We start from the raw sequence: 19993 nt of genomic DNA on the forward strand, positions 1-19993 counted from the left end.
ATAATTCCTTGACGTAAACCTATTGTGCCGTCCATCATGGTGTAGAAGTGAATGGCATGGTTTGCCCACGGTAGCTCACTAACGGAAGAATGGCGTTGCAATGACGAAAATACTGATCGTCGAAGACAATCTGGACTACGCCGAGGACATGGCGGAGTTTCTCGTTGAGCTCGAACACGAAGTTCATATCACCAGCTCCGCTGGCGGGATGTGGACGGCGTTGAGCCATGGCAATGTTGGCGTGGTCGTGCTGGACCTGGGCTTGCCCGATGAGGATGGCTTCAACGTCATCCCCCGCATGCGCCAGCTGTATCCGCAAATCGGCGTGCTGGTGCTGACGGGGCGCGTCGCCTTCGACAGCCGCATCCTGGGCTTGCGCCTGGGCGCCGACCACTATCTGACCAAGCCGATCAAATTCCCCGAACTGGCCGCCCACATCGAGGCGCTCGACCGCCGCGTCGGCCCGCAAGACCCCGTGCCCGAGCCGGGCAAGTGGACCTTGAAAGTAAGCGCTCGCCAACTTGAGCTGATGGGGGCCGTCATCGCCCTGACGGAAAAGGAATTCAACTTCCTGCACCTGTTGACCATCAATACCCGCCCCGTGCCGCGCGATGTCATCGTGGCCGGCATGGGCGGCGAAGATCCCGACGCGGGCCGCCGGGTCGACATGCTCGTCTACCGCCTGCGCAAAAAAGCCAAGACAGGTCTGGGCCAGGACTTGCCGCTGCGCAGCGCGTATGGCGAGGGCTACAGCCTGTCGGCCAGTTTTAATCTGTCCTGATACCCGATGCCAGCCGCCCGCACGAGGTGGCGGCATAAAAGGGACAGAGTCATCCGTTTTTTTCAGCATGTCAAATAAAACAGGGTCAGAGTCACGTCTTGTGCGTACAAGTGTGTAAAATCAAGGCCTTAGCCTATCTTTACCGACTCTTGCCATGGCCCGTTTGCCCCGCCTTATCATTCCAGCACTGCCCCATTACGTGATCCAGCGCGGCAGCAACCGCCAGCCCGTGTTCGAGGACGCGGCAGATTACGCGCAATTCCTCTCCTGGCTGAAAACAGGCGCGAAAATGTTCAAGGTGGCCATCCACGCCTACGTTTTATTGCCTGATCAGCTACATTTACTGGCCACGCCCAGCGATGCGACGGGTCTGGGGCAGCTGATGCAGTGGCTGGGACGCTATTACGTGCCCTATTTCAACCAAAAATACGGCCGTGTAGGGGCATTGTGGCAGGGACGCTACAAAACTTCCGTCATCGATCCCGACAATTTCTTCCTCACTTGCTGCCGCTACCTCGAATGCGTGCCCGTGCAAACGGGGCTGGTGGCACATGCCCTCGACCATGCGTGGTCGAGCTATGCCCACCATGCCGGCGTGCGGCCCGATCCCGTCATCACCGACCACGCGCTGTACTGGGCGCTGGGCAACACGCCGTTCGACCGCGAGGCGGCGTATCTGCGCTTGTTCGAGCAAGGCCTGGGTAGCAGCCAGGTCAAAACCCTGGAACAGGCTGTATTGAAGGGCTGGCCGCTGGGTTCCGACGCTTTCAAGCACGCGCTGGAGCAGAAAATGCAGCGGCAAGTGCTGCCTGCCAAGCGCGGCCGTCCCCGAAAAATCGTGGCCGAAGCGGACGCCAATTGAAAACCATTCGCATTTAAAACAAAAAATGACTCCTTTCTGACGTTTTATTGAAATCGCCTCGACTATGTCCCTATTAAATTTTCAGGGCGACAGAATCAGATTTAATTCGACTCCGACCCTAATTGTTCTGGTTGAGTTTTTTGTTGCGTTGCACTACTCTAGTTTTTCGATAGTCATATGCAGCGGAGAAGCCCATGAAAGCGCAAGGCCTGTACGACCCAGCCAATGAACACGATGCCTGCGGCGTCGGTTTCGTCGCCCATATCAAGGGCAACAAGACCCATTCGATCGTCGAACAGGGTTTGCTGATACTGAAAAACCTCGATCACCGGGGCGCCGTGGGCGCCGATGCGCTGATGGGCGATGGCGCCGGCATCCTGATCCAGATTCCCGACCAGTACTACCGCGAAGAAATGGCCAAGCAGGGCGTGGAATTGCCGCCGCCTGGCGAATACGGCGTGGGCATGGTTTTCCTGCCGAAGGAACACGCATCGCGCATCGCTTGCGAACAGGAAATCGAACGCGCCGTGCGCATCGAGGGACAAGTCGTACTGGGCTGGCGTAACGTGCCCATCGATACGGACATGCCGATGTCGCCTACCGTGCGCGCCAAGGAACCCGTCATCCGCCAGATCTTCATCGGCCGCGGCCCGGACATCATGGTCACCGACGCGCTCGAGCGCAAACTGTATGTGATCCGCAAATCGTCGGGCCACGCCATCCAGGCCTTGAAACTGCTGCACGGCAAGGAATTCTTCGTGCCGTCGATGTCGGCGCGCACCATCGTCTATAAAGGCTTGCTGCTGGCCGACCAGGTGGGCGTGTACTACAAGGACTTGCAGGATGCGCGCTGCATCTCGGCCCTGGCCCTCGTGCACCAGCGTTTCTCGACGAATACCTTCCCGGAATGGCCGCTGGCCCACCCGTACCGCTTGATCGCGCACAATGGCGAGATCAACACCGTCAAAGGCAACTTCAACTGGATGCGCGCGCGCGAAGGCGTGATGAAGTCGGCCGTGCTGGGCGACGACCTGCAAAAGCTGTTCCCCCTGATCTATGAAGGCCAGTCCGACACGGCGTGTTTCGACAATGCGCTCGAATTGCTGCTGATGGCCGGCTATCCGATCGCCCAGGCGATGATGATGATGATTCCGGAAGCGTGGGAAAACCACACGACGATGGATGACAACCGCCGCGCCTTCTATGAATACCACGCCGCCATGATGGAACCGTGGGACGGCCCGGCTGCCATGGCGTTTACGGACGGCCGCCACATCGGCGGCACCCTGGACCGCAACGGCTTGCGTCCAGCCCGCTACATCGTCACGGATGACGACCTCGTGGTGATGGCGTCGGAATCGGGCGTGCTGCCGATTCCCGAGTCGAAAATCATCCAGAAATGGCGCTTGCAGCCTGGCAAAATGTTCCTGATCGACCTGGAAGCGGGCCGCATCATCGACGACCAGGAATTGAAAAACACCTACGCCAACGCCAAGCCCTATAAAGCGTGGATCAACTCGGTGCGCATCAAGCTCGACGAGATCAAGCTGGCCGAAGGCCAGGCAAAGCTGGACCGCGCGCAGGGCGAAAAAGCCCAGCCGTCCTTGCTCGACCGCCAGCAGGCGTTCGGCTATACGCAGGAAGACTTGAAGTTCCTCATGGCGCCGATGGCCGTGGCCGGCGAAGAGGCGACGGGCTCGATGGGCAATGACTCGCCGCTGGCCGTCATGTCGAACAAATTGAAGCCTTTGTATAACTACTTCAAGCAGCTGTTTGCGCAAGTGACAAACCCGCCGATCGACCCGATCCGCGAAGCGATGGTGATGTCGCTCGTATCCTTCATCGGCCCGAAACCGAACTTGCTCGATACGAACAACGTCAACCCGCCGATGCGCCTGGAAGTGGCGCAGCCCGTGCTGGGCTTTGACGACATGGCCCGTCTGCGCAACATCAGCGCCCACACGGGCGGCAAGTTCAAGTCGTACGAACTGGACATCTGCTACCCGCTGGCCTGGGGCAAGGAAGGCGTGGAAGCATGCCTGGCCTCGCTGTGCGCGGAAGCCGTCGACGCCGTGAAATCCGGCCACAACATCCTGATCGTCTCGGACCGCGCCATTTGCGCCGACCAGGTGGCGATCCCTGCGCTCTTGGCCACGTCCACCGTGCACCAGCACCTGGTGAGCAAGGGCTTGCGCGCTTCGACCGGCCTCGTCGTGGAAACGGGCTCGGCCCGAGAAACCCACCACTTCGCCTTGCTCGCTGGCTATGGCGCGGAAGCCGTCCATCCGTATCTGGCCATGGAAACCCTGGCCGATATGGCGCATGGCTTGCCGGGCGATTTGTCGGGCGACAAAGCCATCTATAACTACACCAAGGCTGTCGGCAAGGGCTTGATGAAGGTCATGTCGAAGATGGGTATTTCGACCTACATGTCCTACTGCGGCGCGCAAATCTTCGAAGCGATTGGCTTGAACAAGTCGCTGGTCGACAAATACTTCAAGGGCACGGCGTCGAACGTGGAAGGCATCGGCGTGTTTGAAGTGGCGGAAGAAGCGCTGCGCCTGCATGCGCTGGCCTTCGGCAACGATCCCGTGCTGGTGGACAAGCTCGACGCGGGCGGCGAGTATGCGTTCCGCGTGCGCGGCGAAGACCATATGTGGACGCCGGACGCGATTGCGAAACTGCAGCATTCCACGCGCAGCAACAATTTCTCCAGCTATAAAGAGTACGCGCAAATCATCAACGACCAGAGCCGTCGCCATCTGACCCTGCGCGGCCTGTTCGAGTTCAAGCTCGACCCGACCAAGGCCATCCCGCTCGATGAAGTGGAGCCGGTCAAGGAAATCGTCAAGCGTTTCGCCACGGGCGCCATGTCGCTCGGTTCGATCAGCACGGAAGCGCACGCAACGCTTGCGGTCGCCATGAACCGTATCGGCGGCAAGTCGAACACGGGCGAGGGCGGCGAAGATCCGAACCGCTACACGCAGGAATTGAAGGGCATCCCGATCCGCCAGGGCGACACCATGGCGTCCATCGTGGGCGCCGAGCAGATCGTCGTCGATATTCCGCTGCAGGAAGGCGATTCCATGCGCTCGCGCATCAAGCAGGTGGCGTCCGGACGTTTCGGAGTCACGGCCGCCTACCTGAACTCGGCCGACCAGATCCAGATCAAGATGGCGCAAGGCGCGAAACCGGGCGAAGGTGGCCAGTTGCCGGGCCATAAAGTGTCGGAATACATCGCCAGCCTGCGCTTTTCCGTGCCGGGCGTGGGCTTGATTTCGCCGCCGCCGCACCACGATATCTATTCGATCGAAGATCTGGCGCAGCTGATCCATGACTTGAAGAACGCCAATCCGCGCGCGTCGATTTCCGTGAAGCTGGTGTCGGAAGTGGGTATCGGCACGGTCGCCGCCGGCGTCACCAAGGCGAAAGCCGACCACGTGGTCGTTGCCGGCCATGACGGCGGCACGGGCGCGTCGCCATTGTCGTCCGTGAAACATGCGGGCACGCCGTGGGAGCTGGGTCTGGCTGAAACGCAACAAACGCTGGTCTTGAACGGCTTGCGCAGCCGCATCCGCGTACAGGCCGACGGCCAGATGAAAACGGGCCGCGACGTGGTCATCGCCGCCCTGCTGGGCGCCGACGAGATCGGTTTCGCCACGGCGCCGCTGGTGGTCGAAGGCTGCATCATGATGCGCAAATGCCACTTGAATACCTGCCCGGTGGGCGTGGCCACGCAAGATCCGGTGCTGCGCGCCAAGTTCTCGGGCAAGCCCGAGTATGTCGTCAATTACTTCTTCTTCGTTGCCGAAGAAGCCCGTCAATTGATGGCGCAGCTGGGCATCCGTACGTATGATGAGCTGATCGGCCGTGTTGACCTGCTGGATAAATCGAAGGCGATTTCGCACTGGAAGGCGCAGGGCCTGGACTTCTCGGCCATCTTCCACAAGCCGGAAACACCAGATGGCCAAGCCTGCCGCCATGTGGAGTTCCAGGACCATGCGCTGGAAAAGGCGCTCGACCACAAGCTGATCGCGCAAGCGCGCGCGGCGCTGGAAAAGGGCGAGCGCGTCTCGTTCATCTCGCCCGTACGCAACCTGAACCGCACGGTGGGCACCATGCTGTCCGGCGAAGTGGCGAAGAAATATGGCCACGCCGGCTTGCCGGATGACACCATCCATATCCAGTTGCAAGGCACGGCGGGTCAGTCGGCCTGCGCCTTCCTGGCGCACGGCATCACGATCGACCTGGTGGGTGAAGGCAACGATTACGTCGGTAAAGGCTTGTCGGGCGGGCGCATCATCGTGCGGCCCAATACCGAGTTCCGCGGCTGGGCCGTGGACAACATCATCATCGGCAACACGGTGCTGTACGGCGCCATCGCCGGCGAAGCGTTCTTCAATGGTGTGGCAGGCGAACGCTTTGCCGTGCGCAACTCGGGCGCCACCACGGTGGTCGAGGGCCTGGGCGACCATGGCTGCGAATACATGACGGGCGGTACGGTCGTGGTGCTGGGCAACACGGGACGCAACTTCGCGGCCGGCATGTCGGGCGGCATCGCCTATGTGTATGACCCGGCCGGCGACTTTGCCAGCAAGTGCAACACGGCCATGGTCGGCCTGGACAAGGTCGTGTCGGCAGCGGAACAGCATGTCGACCGCGATGCCTGGCATACGCAGCACCGCGATGGTGTGCCGGAAGCGGACGAGGTGATCCTCAAGCGCCTGATCGAGCGTCATTTCAAGCACACGGGCAGCACCCGCGCCCGCGTCTTGCTCGACGACTGGGCCGCGGCGCGCGGCAAGTTCGTGAAAGTCTTCCCGAACGAATACAAGCGCGCGCTGATTGAAATGGCAGCCGACGCCGCCATGGAAGTCCAAGCCGTCGCCGCCTGAGCCAGCCAAGCTCATTGCCGAATGAATGACCAGGGAGCGGCCCGGCCGCTCCCCGCCAGCCAAATACAAAGGAACTATCGTGGGTAAAATTACCGGCTTCATGGAATTCAAGCGCCAGGACGAACACTATCTGGAGCCTGCCGCGCGCCTGAAGAACTACAAGGAATTCGTGCTGCACCTGTCGGACGCGCAAGCGACGGTGCAGGGCGCGCGCTGCATGGATTGCGGCATTCCCTTCTGCACCACGGGCTGCCCCGTGAATAACATCATTCCCGACTGGAATGACCTCGTGTACCGCGGTAACTACCGCGAAGCGCTCGACGTCTTGCATTCGACGAATAACTTCCCGGAATTTACGGGCCGCATCTGCCCGGCGCCGTGCGAATCGGCCTGTACCCTGGGCATCCACGAAGACCCGGTCGGCATCAAGTCGATCGAGCATAAAATCATCGACATGGGCTGGGAGCACGGCTGGGTTACGCCGCAGCCGGCGGGATTCAGCACGGGCAAGAAAGTGGCCATCGTCGGTTCCGGCCCTGCCGGCCTGGCGGCCGCGCAGCAGCTGGCGCGCGCCGGCCATGCCGTCACCGTGTTTGAAAAGAGCGACCGGGTCGGTGGCTTGCTGCGTTACGGCATCCCCGACTTCAAGATGGAAAAATCGCACATCGACCTGCGCGTGAAACAGATGGAAGCCGAAGGCGTGGTGTTCCGCACCAGCGTGCTGGTGGGCAAGGATTTCCCTGCCCACGTGAATAACTGGGCCAAGGAAACCATTTTCCCCGAAGACCTGGAAAAAGAATTTGACGCCGTCATCATGGCCGGCGGCGCCGAGCAGCCGCGCGACTTGCCCGTACCGGGCCGCGAACTGAAAGGCGTGCATTTCGCCATGGATTTCCTGCCGCTGCAAAACAAGGTCAACGCGGGCGACAAGCTCAAGGACCAGATCAAGGCGACGGGCAAGCACGTGGTGGTGATCGGCGGCGGCGACACGGGGTCCGACTGCGTCGGCACGTCGAACCGCCATGGCGCCGCCTCGGTGGCCCAGTTCGAACTGATGCCGCAGCCGCCGGAACAGGAAAACAAGCCGCTCGTCTGGCCGTACTGGCCGACCAAGCTACGTACCTCGTCCTCGCACGAGGAAGGCTGCGAGCGCGACTGGGCCGTGGCCACCAAGCGTTTCGAAGGCAAGGGCGGCAAGGTGGAAAAGCTGATCGCCTGCCGAGTCGAGTGGAAAGACGGCAAGATGAGCGAAGTGCCGAACTCGGAATTCGAGATGAAGGCCGACCTGGTCTTCCTGGCCATGGGTTTTGTTTCACCTGTACAACAAGTGCTGGAAGCGTTCGGCGTCGATACGGATGCGCGCGGCAATGTCAAGGCGACAACGGATGGCGCCGGCTGCTACCAGACCTCGGTGGCCAAAGTGTTTGCGGCCGGCGACATGCGCCGTGGCCAGTCGCTGGTGGTGTGGGCCATCCGCGAAGGGCGCCAGTGCGCGCGCGCCGTCGATGAGTTCCTGATGGGGGCATCGCTGCTGCCGCGCTAAAAAAAACGAGCAATTGTTCGTTTTTTGACAGGGCCACGGCGCGGATCGCGACGTGGCTTTTGTTATTTTTGCCTGTCAGGTCAACGGCCATGAACGCGGCTCGATGGGGGCGCTATGTGGCGGCCGAATTTCCACTACAATATCTGACTTTCGATTCATTAGTGTTGTATTCTTCCCCTGTCCCGGGCTGTAAGCAGGGGTGTCTCAGCAGAGGTTGGCGTTTCTGCACTACAATACGCCATTAAAATAGTGAGCTTCGTCGTGCCAAATCTTGTTGAGATCCGTGATTTACACTTTGCCTATGGAGAACGTTCGATTTTATCGGGCCTTCAAATGGATTTCCCACGTGGAAAAGTTGTGGCCGTCATGGGTGGCTCCGGCAGTGGCAAGACGACCGTACTGCGTCTGATCGGCGGGCAGTTGCGCCCCAGTTCCGGTTCCGTGAATGTGGACGGCCAGATCGTGCATACGCTGGGCACCGACGAGTTATACCAGCTGCGCCGCAAGATGGGCATGCTGTTCCAGCACGGCGCGCTGTTTACGGACTTGACGGCGTTCGAGAATGTGGCGTTCCCGCTGCGCGAACACACGGACTTGAATGAAGAGCTGATCCGCACTCTGGTGCTGATGAAGCTGCACGCCGTGGGACTGCGCAATGCGGCGCAATTGAAGCCGGCCGAGATCTCGGGCGGCATGGGCCGCCGCGTCGCGCTGGCGCGCGCCATCGCGCTCGACCCCGAACTGATCATGTACGACGAGCCGTTCGCCGGCCTGGACCCGATTTCCATGGGCGTGACGGCCAATTTGATCCGCAATCTGAACGATGCGCTGGGCTCCACGTCTATCCTGGTATCGCACGATGTGAAGGAGTGTTTCGCCATCGCTGATTACGTCTATTTTCTGTCATCGGGCAAGATCGTGGCGCACGGCACGCCGGCCGAGATGGCCGTGTCGACGCATCCGTACGTCAAGCAGTTCGTCAATGCCGAGGCCGATGGCCCCGTCCCGTTCCATTATCCGGGCAAGTCGCTGGCCGACGACCTGGGTCTGCAGGCGGGGGGCGGCCGATGATCGCGCGTTTCCTGGCGTCGATCGGAGCGTGGTTGCGTCGTTCGGTACAAGACCTCGGCTTTGCCGTGCGGTCGTTTTTCATCATCATCGCCTCGTCGGGCGGCCTGTGGCGCCGTCCGCGCCTGGTGATTGAGCAACTGTTTTTTATCGGTAACCGCTCGCTGGTGATTACCGCCGTCTCCGGTCTGTTCGTCGGCATGGTGCTGGGTTTGCAAGGCTATTACACCTTGACCACGTATGGCGCCGAGCAGTCGCTGGGCTTGCTGGTGGCGCTGTCCCTGACGCGCGAACTGGGCCCCGTCGTCACGGCGCTGCTGTTCGCCGGCCGCGCCGGCACGTCGCTGACGGCGGAAATCGGCCTGATGAAGGCGGGCGAGCAACTGTCGGCCATGGAAATGATGGCCGTGAACCCGATCCAGCGCGTGCTGGCGCCCCGTTTCTGGGCCGGCGTGATCGCCATGCCGATCCTGGGCGCCATCTTCACGGCCGTCGGCATCATCGGCAGCTACCTGGTCGGCGTGGTGCTGATCGGCGTCGATGAAGGTTCGTTCTGGTCGCAGATGCAAGGCGGCGTGGATGTCTGGAAAGAAGTGGGCAATGGCACCATCAAGAGCCTGGTGTTCGGCATCGCGGTGACCTTCATCGCGCTGTTCCAGGGTTACCAAGCACAGCCGACGCCGGAAGACGTGTCCGGCGCCACCACGCGCACGGTGGTCATTTCGTCGTTGATGGTGTGGTGGCTCGATTTCATGATGACGGCTTTGATGTTTAGCAAGTAATTGCCGATAGGCGACAAAATTATCGGCCTGGGCAGTGTTCTGCGCAGGTGGCGGCAAGTAAAAATTATTTAGGATTGTTTATGCAACGTAAATCTTTGGATGTCTGGGTCGGCTTGTTCGTCTTGCTCGGTGTGGCGGCATTGATGTTTCTGGCGCTCAAGGCCGGCAATATGAGCTCGCTGTCTTTCAGCAAGACGTATACCATTAGTGCGAAGTTCGACAATATTGGCGGCCTCAAGCCGCAGGCGCCCGTCAAGGGCGCTGGCGTAGTGGTGGGCCGGGTCTCTGAAATCGTCTTTGACGACAAGACCTACCAGGCGCTGGTGAAACTCGACATCGAAGATGGCTACAAATTTCCGAAAGATAGCTCGGCCAAGATTTTGACGGCCGGTTTGCTTGGTGAGCAATATATCGGCCTGGAAGCAGGCGGCGATCTGGCGAACCTGGCAGAGGGCGACAAGATCGCCCGTACTCAATCGGCCACAGTGCTGGAAGACCTGATCAATCAGTTCATCTACAGCAAGGCAGCGGAAGGAAAGGACAGCAAATGAGCGAGTCGACCAAACAATCCCAAGGCAGCCTGGCGCGTATCGGCCTGGCCCTGGCCATCGCCGCCAGCGTGAGCGCGTGCGCCACCGGCACCAATCCGCGCGACCCGCTGGAAGGGTATAACCGCGCCATGTTCAAGTTCAACGACACGGTCGACCAGGTCGCCCTGAAGCCGGTCGCCACGGCCTACAAGAAGGTCACGCCATCGTTCGTGCAAACGGGCGTGGGCAACTTCTTCGGCAACTTGTCCGATGTGTGGAGCGCCATGAACAACTTGCTGCAAGGCAAGGGCGAAGCGGGCTTGCAAGACGTCGTGCGCGTCAGCATGAACTCGACTTTCGGTATCTTCGGCCTGATCGACATCGCCTCGCAGGCCGGCATTCCCAAGCATAACGAAGACTTTGGCCAGACCCTGGGCTGGTATGGCGTCCAGTCCGGTCCGTACGTGATGCTGCCGCTGCTGGGCCCATCGACCGTGCGCGACACGGCGGCCCTGCCGCTCGATATCGCGGGCGACCCATGGCGCTACAAGGATCCGGCGTATGTGCGCAATATCGGCACGGTGACGCGCGTGGTTGACAAGCGCGCCGCGCTGCTCGACGCGACCAACCTGATGGAAGCGGCCGCGCTGGACCGTTATGAGTTCATCCGCGACGGCTTCCTGCAGGCGCGCGAAAGCAAGGTGTTCGATGGCGATACGGACCGCCGCGACCGCAAAGTGCCAAAAAACGACACCAGCGATTACGAGCCGGAGTACGAGGCAAAACCGCAGCCTGCCAATGACGCGCCTGCGGCCACGGCCGCCGCCGATGTGGCGCCAGCGGACCTCGTAACATCTGGTAGCAATACCGTTGCTTCCCAGGCCAGGCCGCAGGAGTAAACTGGACGCAAGAACACCACGGCTGCGATCAACGCCAGCCGGTGCATAGCAACACCATGAAAGGTAAAACCATGAAATTGATGAAACAACTGCTGGCGATGGCCACCATCGCCTTTGCCACCGCCGCCCAGGCCGCCCCCGCTGTCGAAGCGCCGGACGTCCTCGTCAAACGCATCAGCCAGGACGTGATCGACACGGCCAAGGCCGACAAGGCCATCCAGGCTGGCGATATCAAGCGCGTCACCGAATTGGTGGAAAGCAAGATCCTGCCGTACGTGGATTTCCAGCGCATGACGTCGCTGGCCGCCGGCCGCCACTGGCGCGATGCCACGCCCGACCAGCAAAAGCAGCTGGCCGCGGAATTCCGCACCTTGCTGATCTACACGTACTCGGGCGCCCTGTCGCAGATCAAGAACGAAACCGTGGAATTCAAGCCGCTGCGCGCCGACCCGGCCGACACGGAAGTGGAAGTGCGTTCGCAAGTGAACGTGGCGCGCGGCGAACCCGTGCCCCTGAACTACCGCGTGGCGAAAACCCCGTCCGGCTGGAAGATCTATGACATCAACGTGCTGGGCGCATGGCTGGTGGAAACGTACAAAAGCAGCTTTGCCAGCGAGATCAGCAAGGGCGGCATCGATGGCCTGATCAAGACCTTGCAGGCAAAAAACAAGGCCCTGGCCAGCCGTCCCGCTGCCAAAGCCAAATAATCGGCTATCATATAGCTCCTGACCCAGCTCCAGACCAGCGCAGCCCGACGCCATGCCCGACTCTCTCGACACCTTGCAGTCCCTGACTTCCCTGACCGTGCACAATGCCACTTCGGCATTGGAGCAGGGTCTGGACGCCATCCGCTCGGGTCAGACGAAGTTTGACTTGCGTAACGTCAAGGCTGTCGATTCGGCCGCCGTTTCCGTCATGCTGACGTGGCAGCGCGCCGCGCAGGATGCCGGCGCCGTGCTGGAGCTGAAAAACCTGCCGAACAACCTGAAAAACCTCACCAAGCTGTATGGCGTCTGCTCGCTCGTCTCGAGCACGTTGACGGCTGACGACTGCGCCAGCGCCGGCGGCCACGCCGAACGCAGCCCGTCCGACCTGCATCATCATTGATCCTGTCCCACTCCCCGCATCAGCAGTAGCTTTCAAGCCGGCAGGCCAGCAGCGCCGCCGGATTGATCTCCAAGTGTTCCACGAATTTTCCAACTATAATTGACTGTTGCGCCGTCCTCGCCTGAAGGTGGCGCCCTGCACCGGCCTGCCGGCCTCGATGTCTCCGGCAACTGGCGCATCACACCAGACGCATTACACTTGAAACAAGCACATGACCGCAATTCAAATAACGAATGTAGAAAAGAGCTATAAATCGCTCAAGGCGCTGGGCGGCGTGTCGCTGGCCATCGAAGAAGGCGAGTTTTTCGGCCTGCTCGGTCCCAATGGTGCCGGCAAGACCACCCTCATTTCCATCATCGCCGGCCTGATACGCCCCGACGCGGGCACCGTCAAGATCCATGGCCACGACGTGGTCAAGGACTTCCGCAACGCGCGCCGCAACCTGGGCGTGGTGCCGCAGGAACTGGTGTTCGACCCGTTTTTCACCGTGCGCGAAACCCTGCGCCTGCAGTCCGGCTATTTCGGCCTGCCGAACAACGACAAGTGGATCGACGAGGTCATGGAAAACCTTGACCTCACCGGCAAGGCCGACACCAACATGCGCGCGCTGTCCGGCGGCATGAAGCGCCGCGTGCTCGTGGCACAGGCGCTGGTGCACAAGCCGCCCGTCATCGTGCTCGATGAGCCGACGGCCGGCGTCGACGTGGAACTGCGCCAGACCCTGTGGAAGTTCATCTCGCGCCTGAACCGCGAAGGCGGCCACACGGTCGTCTTGACCACCCACTACCTGGAAGAGGCGCAAGCCATGTGCCAGCGCGTGGCCATGCTGAAGACGGGCAAGGTGGTGGCGCTCGACACCATGTCGGCCCTGATCCGCCGCATCGCCGGCTCGCAGCTGCAGCTGCACCTCAAAAACGGCAGCCTGCCGGACGACCTGCGGCACCTGGTGCTGCATGCGGAAGAACAGCAGGCGCCGAACAAGTTCAGCCTGCGCGTCAACGAATACAGCGAAGTCGAAAAAATCCTCGCCCGCCTGCGCGAAGCGGGTGCCGAGATCGATGAAATGCAATTGCAACAAGCCGACCTGGAAGATATCTTCTTGCAGATCATGGATAAAGGTACCGTATGATTTCGACAGGATTTCGCACCCTCGTCTACAAAGAGACGCTGCGCTTCTGGAAAGTGGCGACGCAAACCGTGGCCGCGCCCGTGCTCACGTCGATGCTGTACCTGCTGGTGTTCGGCCATGTGCTCGACGGCCGCGTCGAGCCGAGTCCCGGCGTCAGCTACACGGCCTTTCTGATTCCCGGCCTGGTGATGATGAGCGTGCTGCAAAACGCGTTCGCCAATTCCTCGTCCTCGCTGATCCAGTCCAAGATCACGGGCAACCTGGTGTTCGTGCTGCTCACTCCCCTGTCGCACTGGGAAATCTTCTCGGCGTATGTACTCGCTTCCGTCGCGCGCGGCCTGGCCGTGGGCTTTGGCGTGTTCGCCATCACCTGCTGGTTCGCCGACCTGTCGTTCGTCGCGCCGCTGTGGATCGTCGTCTTCGCCTTCCTCGGCGCCGCCATGCTGGGCACCATGGGCCTGATCGCCGGCATCTGGGCCGAGAAATTCGACCAGCTGGCCGCCTTCCAGAACTTCCTGATCATGCCGGCCACGTTCCTGTCGGGCGTGTTCTATTCGATCCACTCGCTGCCCGCCTTCTGGCAGACGGTATCGCATTTGAACCCCTTCTTCTACATGATCGACGGCTTCCGCTACGGCTTCTTCGGCGTGTCCGACGTCAGCCCGTGGCTCAGTCTTTCCATCGTCGCCGGCTTCCTCGTGATCCTGGCGCTGGCATCGATCCGCCTGCTGAAAAGCGGCTACCGACTGCGACACTAATTGCGCCGTTGATTGCGGCATATCACATCACTACATTATTCAATATCAAGGACTTATCGTGACCACCACTCCAGAACTGATCCACGGCTATCTGTCGGCCGGCCTCGAATGCACGCACCTCGAAGTGGAGGGCGATGGCCAGCACTTCCAGGCCGTGATCGTCTCGCCCGCATTTGCCGGCAAGCGCCTGATCCAGCGCCACCAGATCGTCTACGCGGCGCTGGGCGACCGCATGCGCGAGGAAATCCACGCGCTGTCGATGAAAACCCTGACACCTGAAGAATTCCAAGGATAAGCACATGGACAAGCTCCTCATCAACGGCGGCAACCGCCTGAACGGCGACATCGCCATCTCCGGCGCGAAAAACGCCGCCCTGCCCATCCTGTGCGCGGGTCTCCTGACCGCCGGCGACCTGGACCTGACCAACGTGCCGCATCTGCACGACGTGGCCACCATGCTGAAACTGCTGGGCCAGACGGGCTTGAAAGTACGGCAGGACGGCGACCGCGTGGTGCTCAACGGCAGCGCCATCGACACCCTGGAAGCGCCGTATGAACTGGTGAAAACCATGCGCGCCTCGATCCTCGTGCTCGGCCCCATGCTGGCGCGCTTCGGCGAAGCCAAGGTCTCGCTGCCGGGCGGCTGCGCCATCGGTTCGCGCCCCGTCGACCAGCACATCAAGGGGCTGGAGGCGCTGGGCGCCGAGATCCGCATCGAGGCGGGCTACATCTACGCCAAGTGCGCCAAGCTCAAAGGCGCGCGCATCGTCACCGACATGATCACCGTCACCGGCACCGAGAATTTGCTGATGGCCGCGACCCTGGCCGAAGGCGAGACCATCCTGGAAAACGCCGCCTGCGAACCGGAAGTGACCGACCTGGCCCACCTGCTGGTGGCCATGGGCGCGAAGATCGACGGCATCGGCACCAGCCGCCTGGTGATCCAGGGCGTGGACGCGCTGCACGGCGCCTCGCACGCGGTGATCGCCGACCGTATCGAAACGGGCACCTTCCTGTGCGCCGTGGCGGCCACCGGCGGCGATATCACCCTGCGCAACGTGCGCACCGATATCCTCGACTCTGCGCTCGACAAGCTGCGCGCCATGGGCCTGACGATGACCTTCGGCGCCGACTGGATCCGCGCCGAGATGTCGGCCCGCCCGAACCCCGTCAGCTTCCGCACGACGGAATACCCGGGCTTCCCGACCGACATGCAGGCGCAGTTCATGGCCGTGAACACGATCGCCAATGGCGCCAGCCGCGTCACCGAAACGATCTTCGAGAACCGCTTCATGCACGTGCAGGAAATGAACCGCCTGGGCGCCGACATCACCATCGAAGGCAACACGGCCATCATCGCCGGCGTCAAGCAGTTGCGCGGCGCGCCCGTGATGGCGACCGACCTGCGCGCGTCGGCGTCGCTGGTGATCGCGGCCCTGGCCGCCGATGGCGAAACGCTGATCGACCGCATCTATCACCTCGACCGCGGTTACGACCGCATGGAAGTGAAGCTGTCGGCCGTCGGCGCGAATATCGTACGCATCAAATAACAAGGAACGAGCATGAACGGATCGAACAACGGTGACAGCTCCCAGCTGATCCTGGCGCTGTCGAAAGGCCGCATTTTTGAGGACACCATGCCGCTGCTGGAAGCGGCCGGCATCAAGGTGCTGGAAAACCCGGAGACCTCGCGCAAGCTGATTTTGGCCACCAACGATCCGAACGTGCGCGTCATCATCGTGCGCGCCAGCGACGTGCCGACCTACGTGCAGTACGGCGCGGCCGACTTCGGCGTGGCGGGCAAGGATGTCTTGCTCGAACACGGCGGCGAAGGCCTGTACCAGCCGATTGACCTGAATATCGCCGCCTGCCGCATGTCGGTGGCGGTGCAGGCCGGTTTTGACTACGAAAAGGCCGTGCACCAGGGCGCGCGATTGCGCGTGGCCACCAAGTTCGTGCACACGGCGCGCGAACACTTCGCCGCCAAGGGCGTGCACGTCGACCTGATCAAGTTGTATGGCTCGATGGAGCTGGCGCCCCTGGTCGGCCTGTCCGACGCCATCGTCGACCTGGTCAGCACGGGCAGCACCCTGCGCGCGAACAACCTCGTCGAAGTCGAGCACATCATGGAAATTTCGTCGCGCCTGGTGGTCAACCAGGCCGCGCTCAAGCTCAAGCGCGAGCGCTTGCAGCCGATTATCGAGGCGTTTGAACGCGCCTCGCAAGCCTAGACTTATTCAGTAGCAGAAAGCCGATTATGCCGATACAGATACGCAAGCTCGATTCAAGCCAGGATGGTTTCCAACAATCGCTCGACACCTTGCTGGCGTTCGAGGCGGGTACCGATGCAGCGATTGAAACGTCGGTCGCAAAAATCCTGGCCGACGTGAAAACGCGCGGCGACGCCGCCGTACTGGAATACACGAACCGTTTCGACCGCATCCCGCATGGCGGCGCGGCGGAAATGGCGGCCTTCGATATTTCGCAAGCCGAATTGCAGGCGGCCCTGAACGGCTTGCCGTCGGCGCAGCGCGAAGCGCTGCAGATCGCCGCCCAGCGCATCCGCGCCTTCCACGAACGCCAGCGCGAAGAATTGCGCGGCTTTACCTACACCGAGCCCGATGGCACGGTGCTGGGGCAGAAGATCACGCCGCTGGACCGGGTCGGCATCTACGTCCCGGGCGGCAAGGCCGCGTATCCGTCGTCCGTGCTGATGAACGCCATTCCCGCGCACGTGGCGGGCGTGGGCGAAATCATCATGGTGGTGCCGACGCCCGATGGCGTGAAAAACCAGATGGTGCTGGCCGCCGCCGCGATCGCCGGCGTGACGCGCGTGATCACGATCGGCGGTGCGCAAGCCGTCGGCGCACTGGCGTATGGAACACAGAGCATCACCGCCGTCGATAAAATCGTCGGCCCCGGCAACGCCTACGTGGCCGCCGCCAAGCGCCGCGTGTTCGGCATCGTCGGCATCGACATGATCGCCGGGCCTTCCGAAATCCTCGTGTTGTGCGATGGCACGACGGACCCGGACTGGGTCGCGATGGACCTGTTTTCCCAGGCCGAGCACGACGAACTGGCGCAAGCGATTCTGCTGTGCCCGGACGCCGCTTACATCGCGAAAGTCGAAGAGAGCATCGCCAAGCTGCTGCCGACGATGCCGCGCCAGGCCACCATCAGCACCTCGCTGGCGGACCGCGGCGCGCTGATCAAGGTGCGCAGCATGGAAGAGGCGTGCGAGATCGCCAATGCCATCGCCGCGGAACACCTGGAAATCTCGGCGGAAAACCCGCAGCAGTGGGCCGAGCAGATCCGCCACGCGGGCGCCATGTTCCTCGGTCGCTTTTCGTCCGAATCGCTGGGCGACTATTGCTGCGGTCCCAATCACGTGCTGCCGACGTCGCGCACGGCGCGCTTTTCGTCGCCGCTGGGCGTGTACGACTTCCAGAAGCGCTCGTCCATCATTCACGTCAGTGAAGCGGGCGCGCAAACCCTGGGCCGTGTCGCCGCCACCCTGGCGTACGGTGAAGGCTTGCAGGCGCACGCGCGCAGCGCCGAACTGCGCCTGAAGCCGCAGCCATGACGAAGTTGGCGGAGCAGCCGGACTGGGTCAACCGGGTCTATTGCGAAGATGCGCTGGCGGGGCTGGCGCGCATTCCCGATGGCTCGGTGGACCTGATCCTGACGGATCCGCCGTACAACCTGGGCAAGGATTACGGCAATGCCTCGGACCAGCAGTCGGTGGCCGACTACCTGCGCTGGACGGAACAGTGGATCGATGCGGCGCTGCCCAAGCTGAAAGCCAACGGCAGCCTGTATATCTTCCTCACCTGGCGCTATTCGCCGGAGATCTTCGTCATGCTGAAGCAGCGCATGGCGATGATGAATGAAATCATCTGGGACCGCCGCGTGCCGTCCATGGGCGGCAGCGTGCGCAGCTTTTCATCGGTGCACGACACCATCGGCTTCTTCGTCAAGCGCAAGGATTACTACTTCGACCTTGACGCGGTGCGCATCGCCTACGACGCGGCCACCAAGAAAGCCCGTTCGCGCTCGATCTTCATCGGCGCGAAATGGCTGGAAGTGGGCTACAACCCGAAAGACTTGTGGAGCGTGTCGCGCCTGCACAAGGAACACCCGGAACGGGCCGACCACCCGACGCAAAAGCCGCTCGAAATCATCGAGCGCATGGTCAAGGCGTCGTGCCCGCCCGGCGGCGTGGTGCTCGACCTGTTCATGGGCAGCGGTACGACGGCCCTGGCGGCGAAGCGCTGCGGGCGCGATTTCGTCGGCTTTGAATTGAATCCCGACTACTGCGCCATCATCGAACAGCGCCTGGCGGCGCTGACGCAGGAGCTGGCAGCACCGCCCGCGACCAAGCCCGCCAAGGCGGCAGCGAAGAAACCGGCGGCGGCCAAAAAGCCGGCCGCCGTGAAGAAACCGCCCGCCGTGAAAAAAGCGCCGGCCCGCAAGGCGCGCAGCGCTGCCGTGCCGGAAGACGTCGTCATTTAGTCTCCACTAATTTCATCAGGAGTGTTTGCAGCATGTCTTTCCTCGATCAGTTAATCAGCAACACCGTGCGCGCCGATGTGCGGGCCGTCAAAAGCTACCAGGTCGCCGATGCCAGCGGTTACATCAAACTCGATGCGATGGAAAACCCGTATCCGCTGCCGCCGCATCTGCGCGAGGAACTGGGCGCGCGCCTGGCCAGCGTGGTATTGAACCGCTATCCGCCGTCGTATGCCAGCCTGCAAGCGGCTATCTGCGCCAAGCTCGGCGTGCCCGCCGGCTACGACGTCATGCTGGGCAACGGCTCCGATGAACTGATTTCCATCCTGGCCACGGCGTGCGCGCATCAGGAGCCGGGCAAGCGCGCCGTGCTGCTCGCGCCCGTTCCCGCCTTCGTCATGTATGCACGCTCGGCGCAGTTTGCCGGCATGGATTTCGTCGGCGTGCCTTTGCAGGCCGATTTCAGCCTGGACATGCCGGCCATGCTGGCAGCGATCGAAGAACACCGCCCGGCGCTGGTCTTCCTCGCCTATCCGAACAACCCGACGGGCAACCTGTTTGCCAGCGCCGACATCGAGCGCATCCTGGCCGCATTGGGTGACACGGGCATCGCCATCGTCGACGAAGCGTATGAACCGTTCGCGCAGCACAGCTTCATGGGCCGTTTGCCCGAGTTCGAGAACCTGGTGGTGATGCGCACCGTGTCGAAACTGGGCCTGGCCGGCATCCGCCTCGGCTACATGTCGGCCGCGCCGGCCCTGCTGGCGCAATTCGAGAAAGTGCGCCCGCCGTACAATGTGAACGTGCTGACGCAGGCGGCGGCTGAATTCGCGCTCGATCACCTCGACGTGTTGAATGCCCAGGCGGCCCTGCTCAACAGCGCGCGCGACGACCTGGCGCTGCGCCTGGCGCAGCTGCCCGGCGTGACGGTATTTCCCTCGAAGGCAAATTTTCTTCTGATTCGTGTGGCTGATTCCGACGATGTTTGCGCAAAACTGCTTGCCCGCCGGGTTTTAATTAAAAATATGAGTAAAATGCATGCTGCGTTGGCCAATTGCCTGCGCATCAGCGTCAGCACCCCGGAAGAAAATTCCCTTTTTTACGATGCCTTCAAGGCATCCCTCGTTTAG

General features: G+C 61.8%; 18 protein-coding genes. All 18 read left to right on the forward strand.

Annotated elements, in window-relative coordinates; translation table 11 throughout:
* The first annotated feature begins 100 nt into the window (after positions 1 to 100).
* The 18 genes from JAB6_RS16935 to hisC all read left to right on the forward strand — a co-directional run bounded on the left by JAB6_RS16935 (position 101) and on the right by hisC (position 19993).
* Positions 101 to 781: a response regulator transcription factor gene (locus tag JAB6_RS16935; protein WP_034753797.1), complete on the forward strand. Its 681-nt coding sequence runs from the start codon at positions 101 to 103 to the stop codon at positions 779 to 781.
* Between the two features lie 154 nt (positions 782 to 935).
* Entirely contained in the window at positions 936 to 1643 is a 708-nt protein-coding gene (locus tag JAB6_RS16940; protein WP_070303721.1) for a transposase, read from the forward strand.
* Between the two features lie 194 nt (positions 1644 to 1837).
* Positions 1838 to 6538: a glutamate synthase-related protein gene (locus JAB6_RS16945; protein WP_070303722.1), complete on the forward strand. Its 4701-nt coding sequence runs from the start codon at positions 1838 to 1840 to the stop codon at positions 6536 to 6538.
* Between the two features lie 79 nt (positions 6539 to 6617).
* On the forward strand, positions 6618 to 8081 hold the full coding sequence (locus JAB6_RS16950) for a glutamate synthase subunit beta (protein ID WP_034753804.1): 1464 nt from the start codon (positions 6618 to 6620) through the stop codon (positions 8079 to 8081).
* 261 nt (positions 8082 to 8342) lie between these two features.
* Complete coding sequence (locus JAB6_RS16955) at positions 8343 to 9152, forward strand: ABC transporter ATP-binding protein (protein ID WP_034753922.1); 810 nt, start codon at positions 8343 to 8345, stop codon at positions 9150 to 9152.
* Entirely contained in the window at positions 9149 to 9931 is a 783-nt protein-coding gene (gene mlaE, locus JAB6_RS16960; protein WP_046683187.1) for a lipid asymmetry maintenance ABC transporter permease subunit MlaE, read from the forward strand. The genes JAB6_RS16955 and mlaE overlap by 4 nt, the downstream gene beginning before the upstream one ends.
* 80 nt (positions 9932 to 10011) lie before the next feature.
* Positions 10012 to 10482 carry an outer membrane lipid asymmetry maintenance protein MlaD gene (gene mlaD, locus JAB6_RS16965; RefSeq protein ID WP_034753810.1) on the forward strand — a complete coding sequence of 157 codons (471 nt, stop codon included), beginning with the start codon at positions 10012 to 10014 and terminating at the stop codon, positions 10480 to 10482.
* Complete coding sequence (locus tag JAB6_RS16970; protein ID WP_070303723.1) at positions 10479 to 11360, forward strand: VacJ family lipoprotein; 882 nt, start codon at positions 10479 to 10481, stop codon at positions 11358 to 11360. The genes mlaD and JAB6_RS16970 overlap by 4 nt, the downstream gene beginning before the upstream one ends.
* Positions 11361 to 11431: 71 nt before the next feature.
* Positions 11432 to 12067 (forward strand): phospholipid-binding protein MlaC, encoded by a 636-nt coding sequence (locus JAB6_RS16975; protein ID WP_034753816.1) that lies wholly within the window; start codon positions 11432 to 11434, stop codon positions 12065 to 12067.
* Between the two features lie 52 nt (positions 12068 to 12119).
* Positions 12120 to 12467, forward strand: a complete 348-nt coding sequence (locus JAB6_RS16980) for a lipid asymmetry maintenance protein MlaB (protein WP_034753819.1) — start codon at positions 12120 to 12122, stop codon at positions 12465 to 12467.
* Between the two features lie 211 nt (positions 12468 to 12678).
* Positions 12679 to 13596, forward strand: coding sequence for an ABC transporter ATP-binding protein (locus tag JAB6_RS16985; RefSeq protein ID WP_070303724.1), 918 nt, complete (start codon positions 12679 to 12681; stop codon positions 13594 to 13596).
* The gene (locus tag JAB6_RS16990; protein ID WP_034753822.1) at positions 13593 to 14354 is read left to right on the forward strand and encodes an ABC transporter permease; all 762 of its coding nucleotides are present in this window, start codon (positions 13593 to 13595) and stop codon (positions 14352 to 14354) included. Before JAB6_RS16985 ends, JAB6_RS16990 begins: the two co-directional genes overlap by 4 nt.
* Before the next feature lie 58 nt (positions 14355 to 14412).
* Positions 14413 to 14649: a BolA family protein gene (locus JAB6_RS16995; protein ID WP_034753824.1), complete on the forward strand. Its 237-nt coding sequence runs from the start codon at positions 14413 to 14415 to the stop codon at positions 14647 to 14649.
* Positions 14650 to 14653: 4 nt separating this feature from the next.
* Positions 14654 to 15904 (forward strand): UDP-N-acetylglucosamine 1-carboxyvinyltransferase, encoded by a 1251-nt coding sequence (gene murA / locus JAB6_RS17000; RefSeq protein ID WP_034753826.1) that lies wholly within the window; start codon positions 14654 to 14656, stop codon positions 15902 to 15904.
* Between the two features lie 12 nt (positions 15905 to 15916).
* Complete coding sequence (hisG, locus tag JAB6_RS17005) at positions 15917 to 16585, forward strand: ATP phosphoribosyltransferase (protein WP_034753828.1); 669 nt, start codon at positions 15917 to 15919, stop codon at positions 16583 to 16585.
* Positions 16586 to 16611: 26 nt separating this feature from the next.
* Complete coding sequence (gene hisD, locus JAB6_RS17010; RefSeq protein ID WP_070303725.1) at positions 16612 to 17937, forward strand: histidinol dehydrogenase; 1326 nt, start codon at positions 16612 to 16614, stop codon at positions 17935 to 17937.
* A complete protein-coding gene (locus JAB6_RS17015; RefSeq protein ID WP_070303727.1) occupies positions 17934 to 18866 on the forward strand; it encodes a site-specific DNA-methyltransferase in 933 nt (310 codons plus the stop codon). Before hisD ends, JAB6_RS17015 begins: the two co-directional genes overlap by 4 nt.
* A 32-nt stretch (positions 18867 to 18898) precedes the next feature.
* Positions 18899 to 19993, forward strand: a complete 1095-nt coding sequence (hisC, locus tag JAB6_RS17020) for a histidinol-phosphate transaminase (RefSeq protein ID WP_070303729.1) — start codon at positions 18899 to 18901, stop codon at positions 19991 to 19993.

It is taken from the genome of Janthinobacterium sp. HH104 (genome assembly GCF_001758715.1).
GTDB lineage: Bacteria > Pseudomonadota > Gammaproteobacteria > Burkholderiales > Burkholderiaceae_D > Janthinobacterium > Janthinobacterium aestuarii.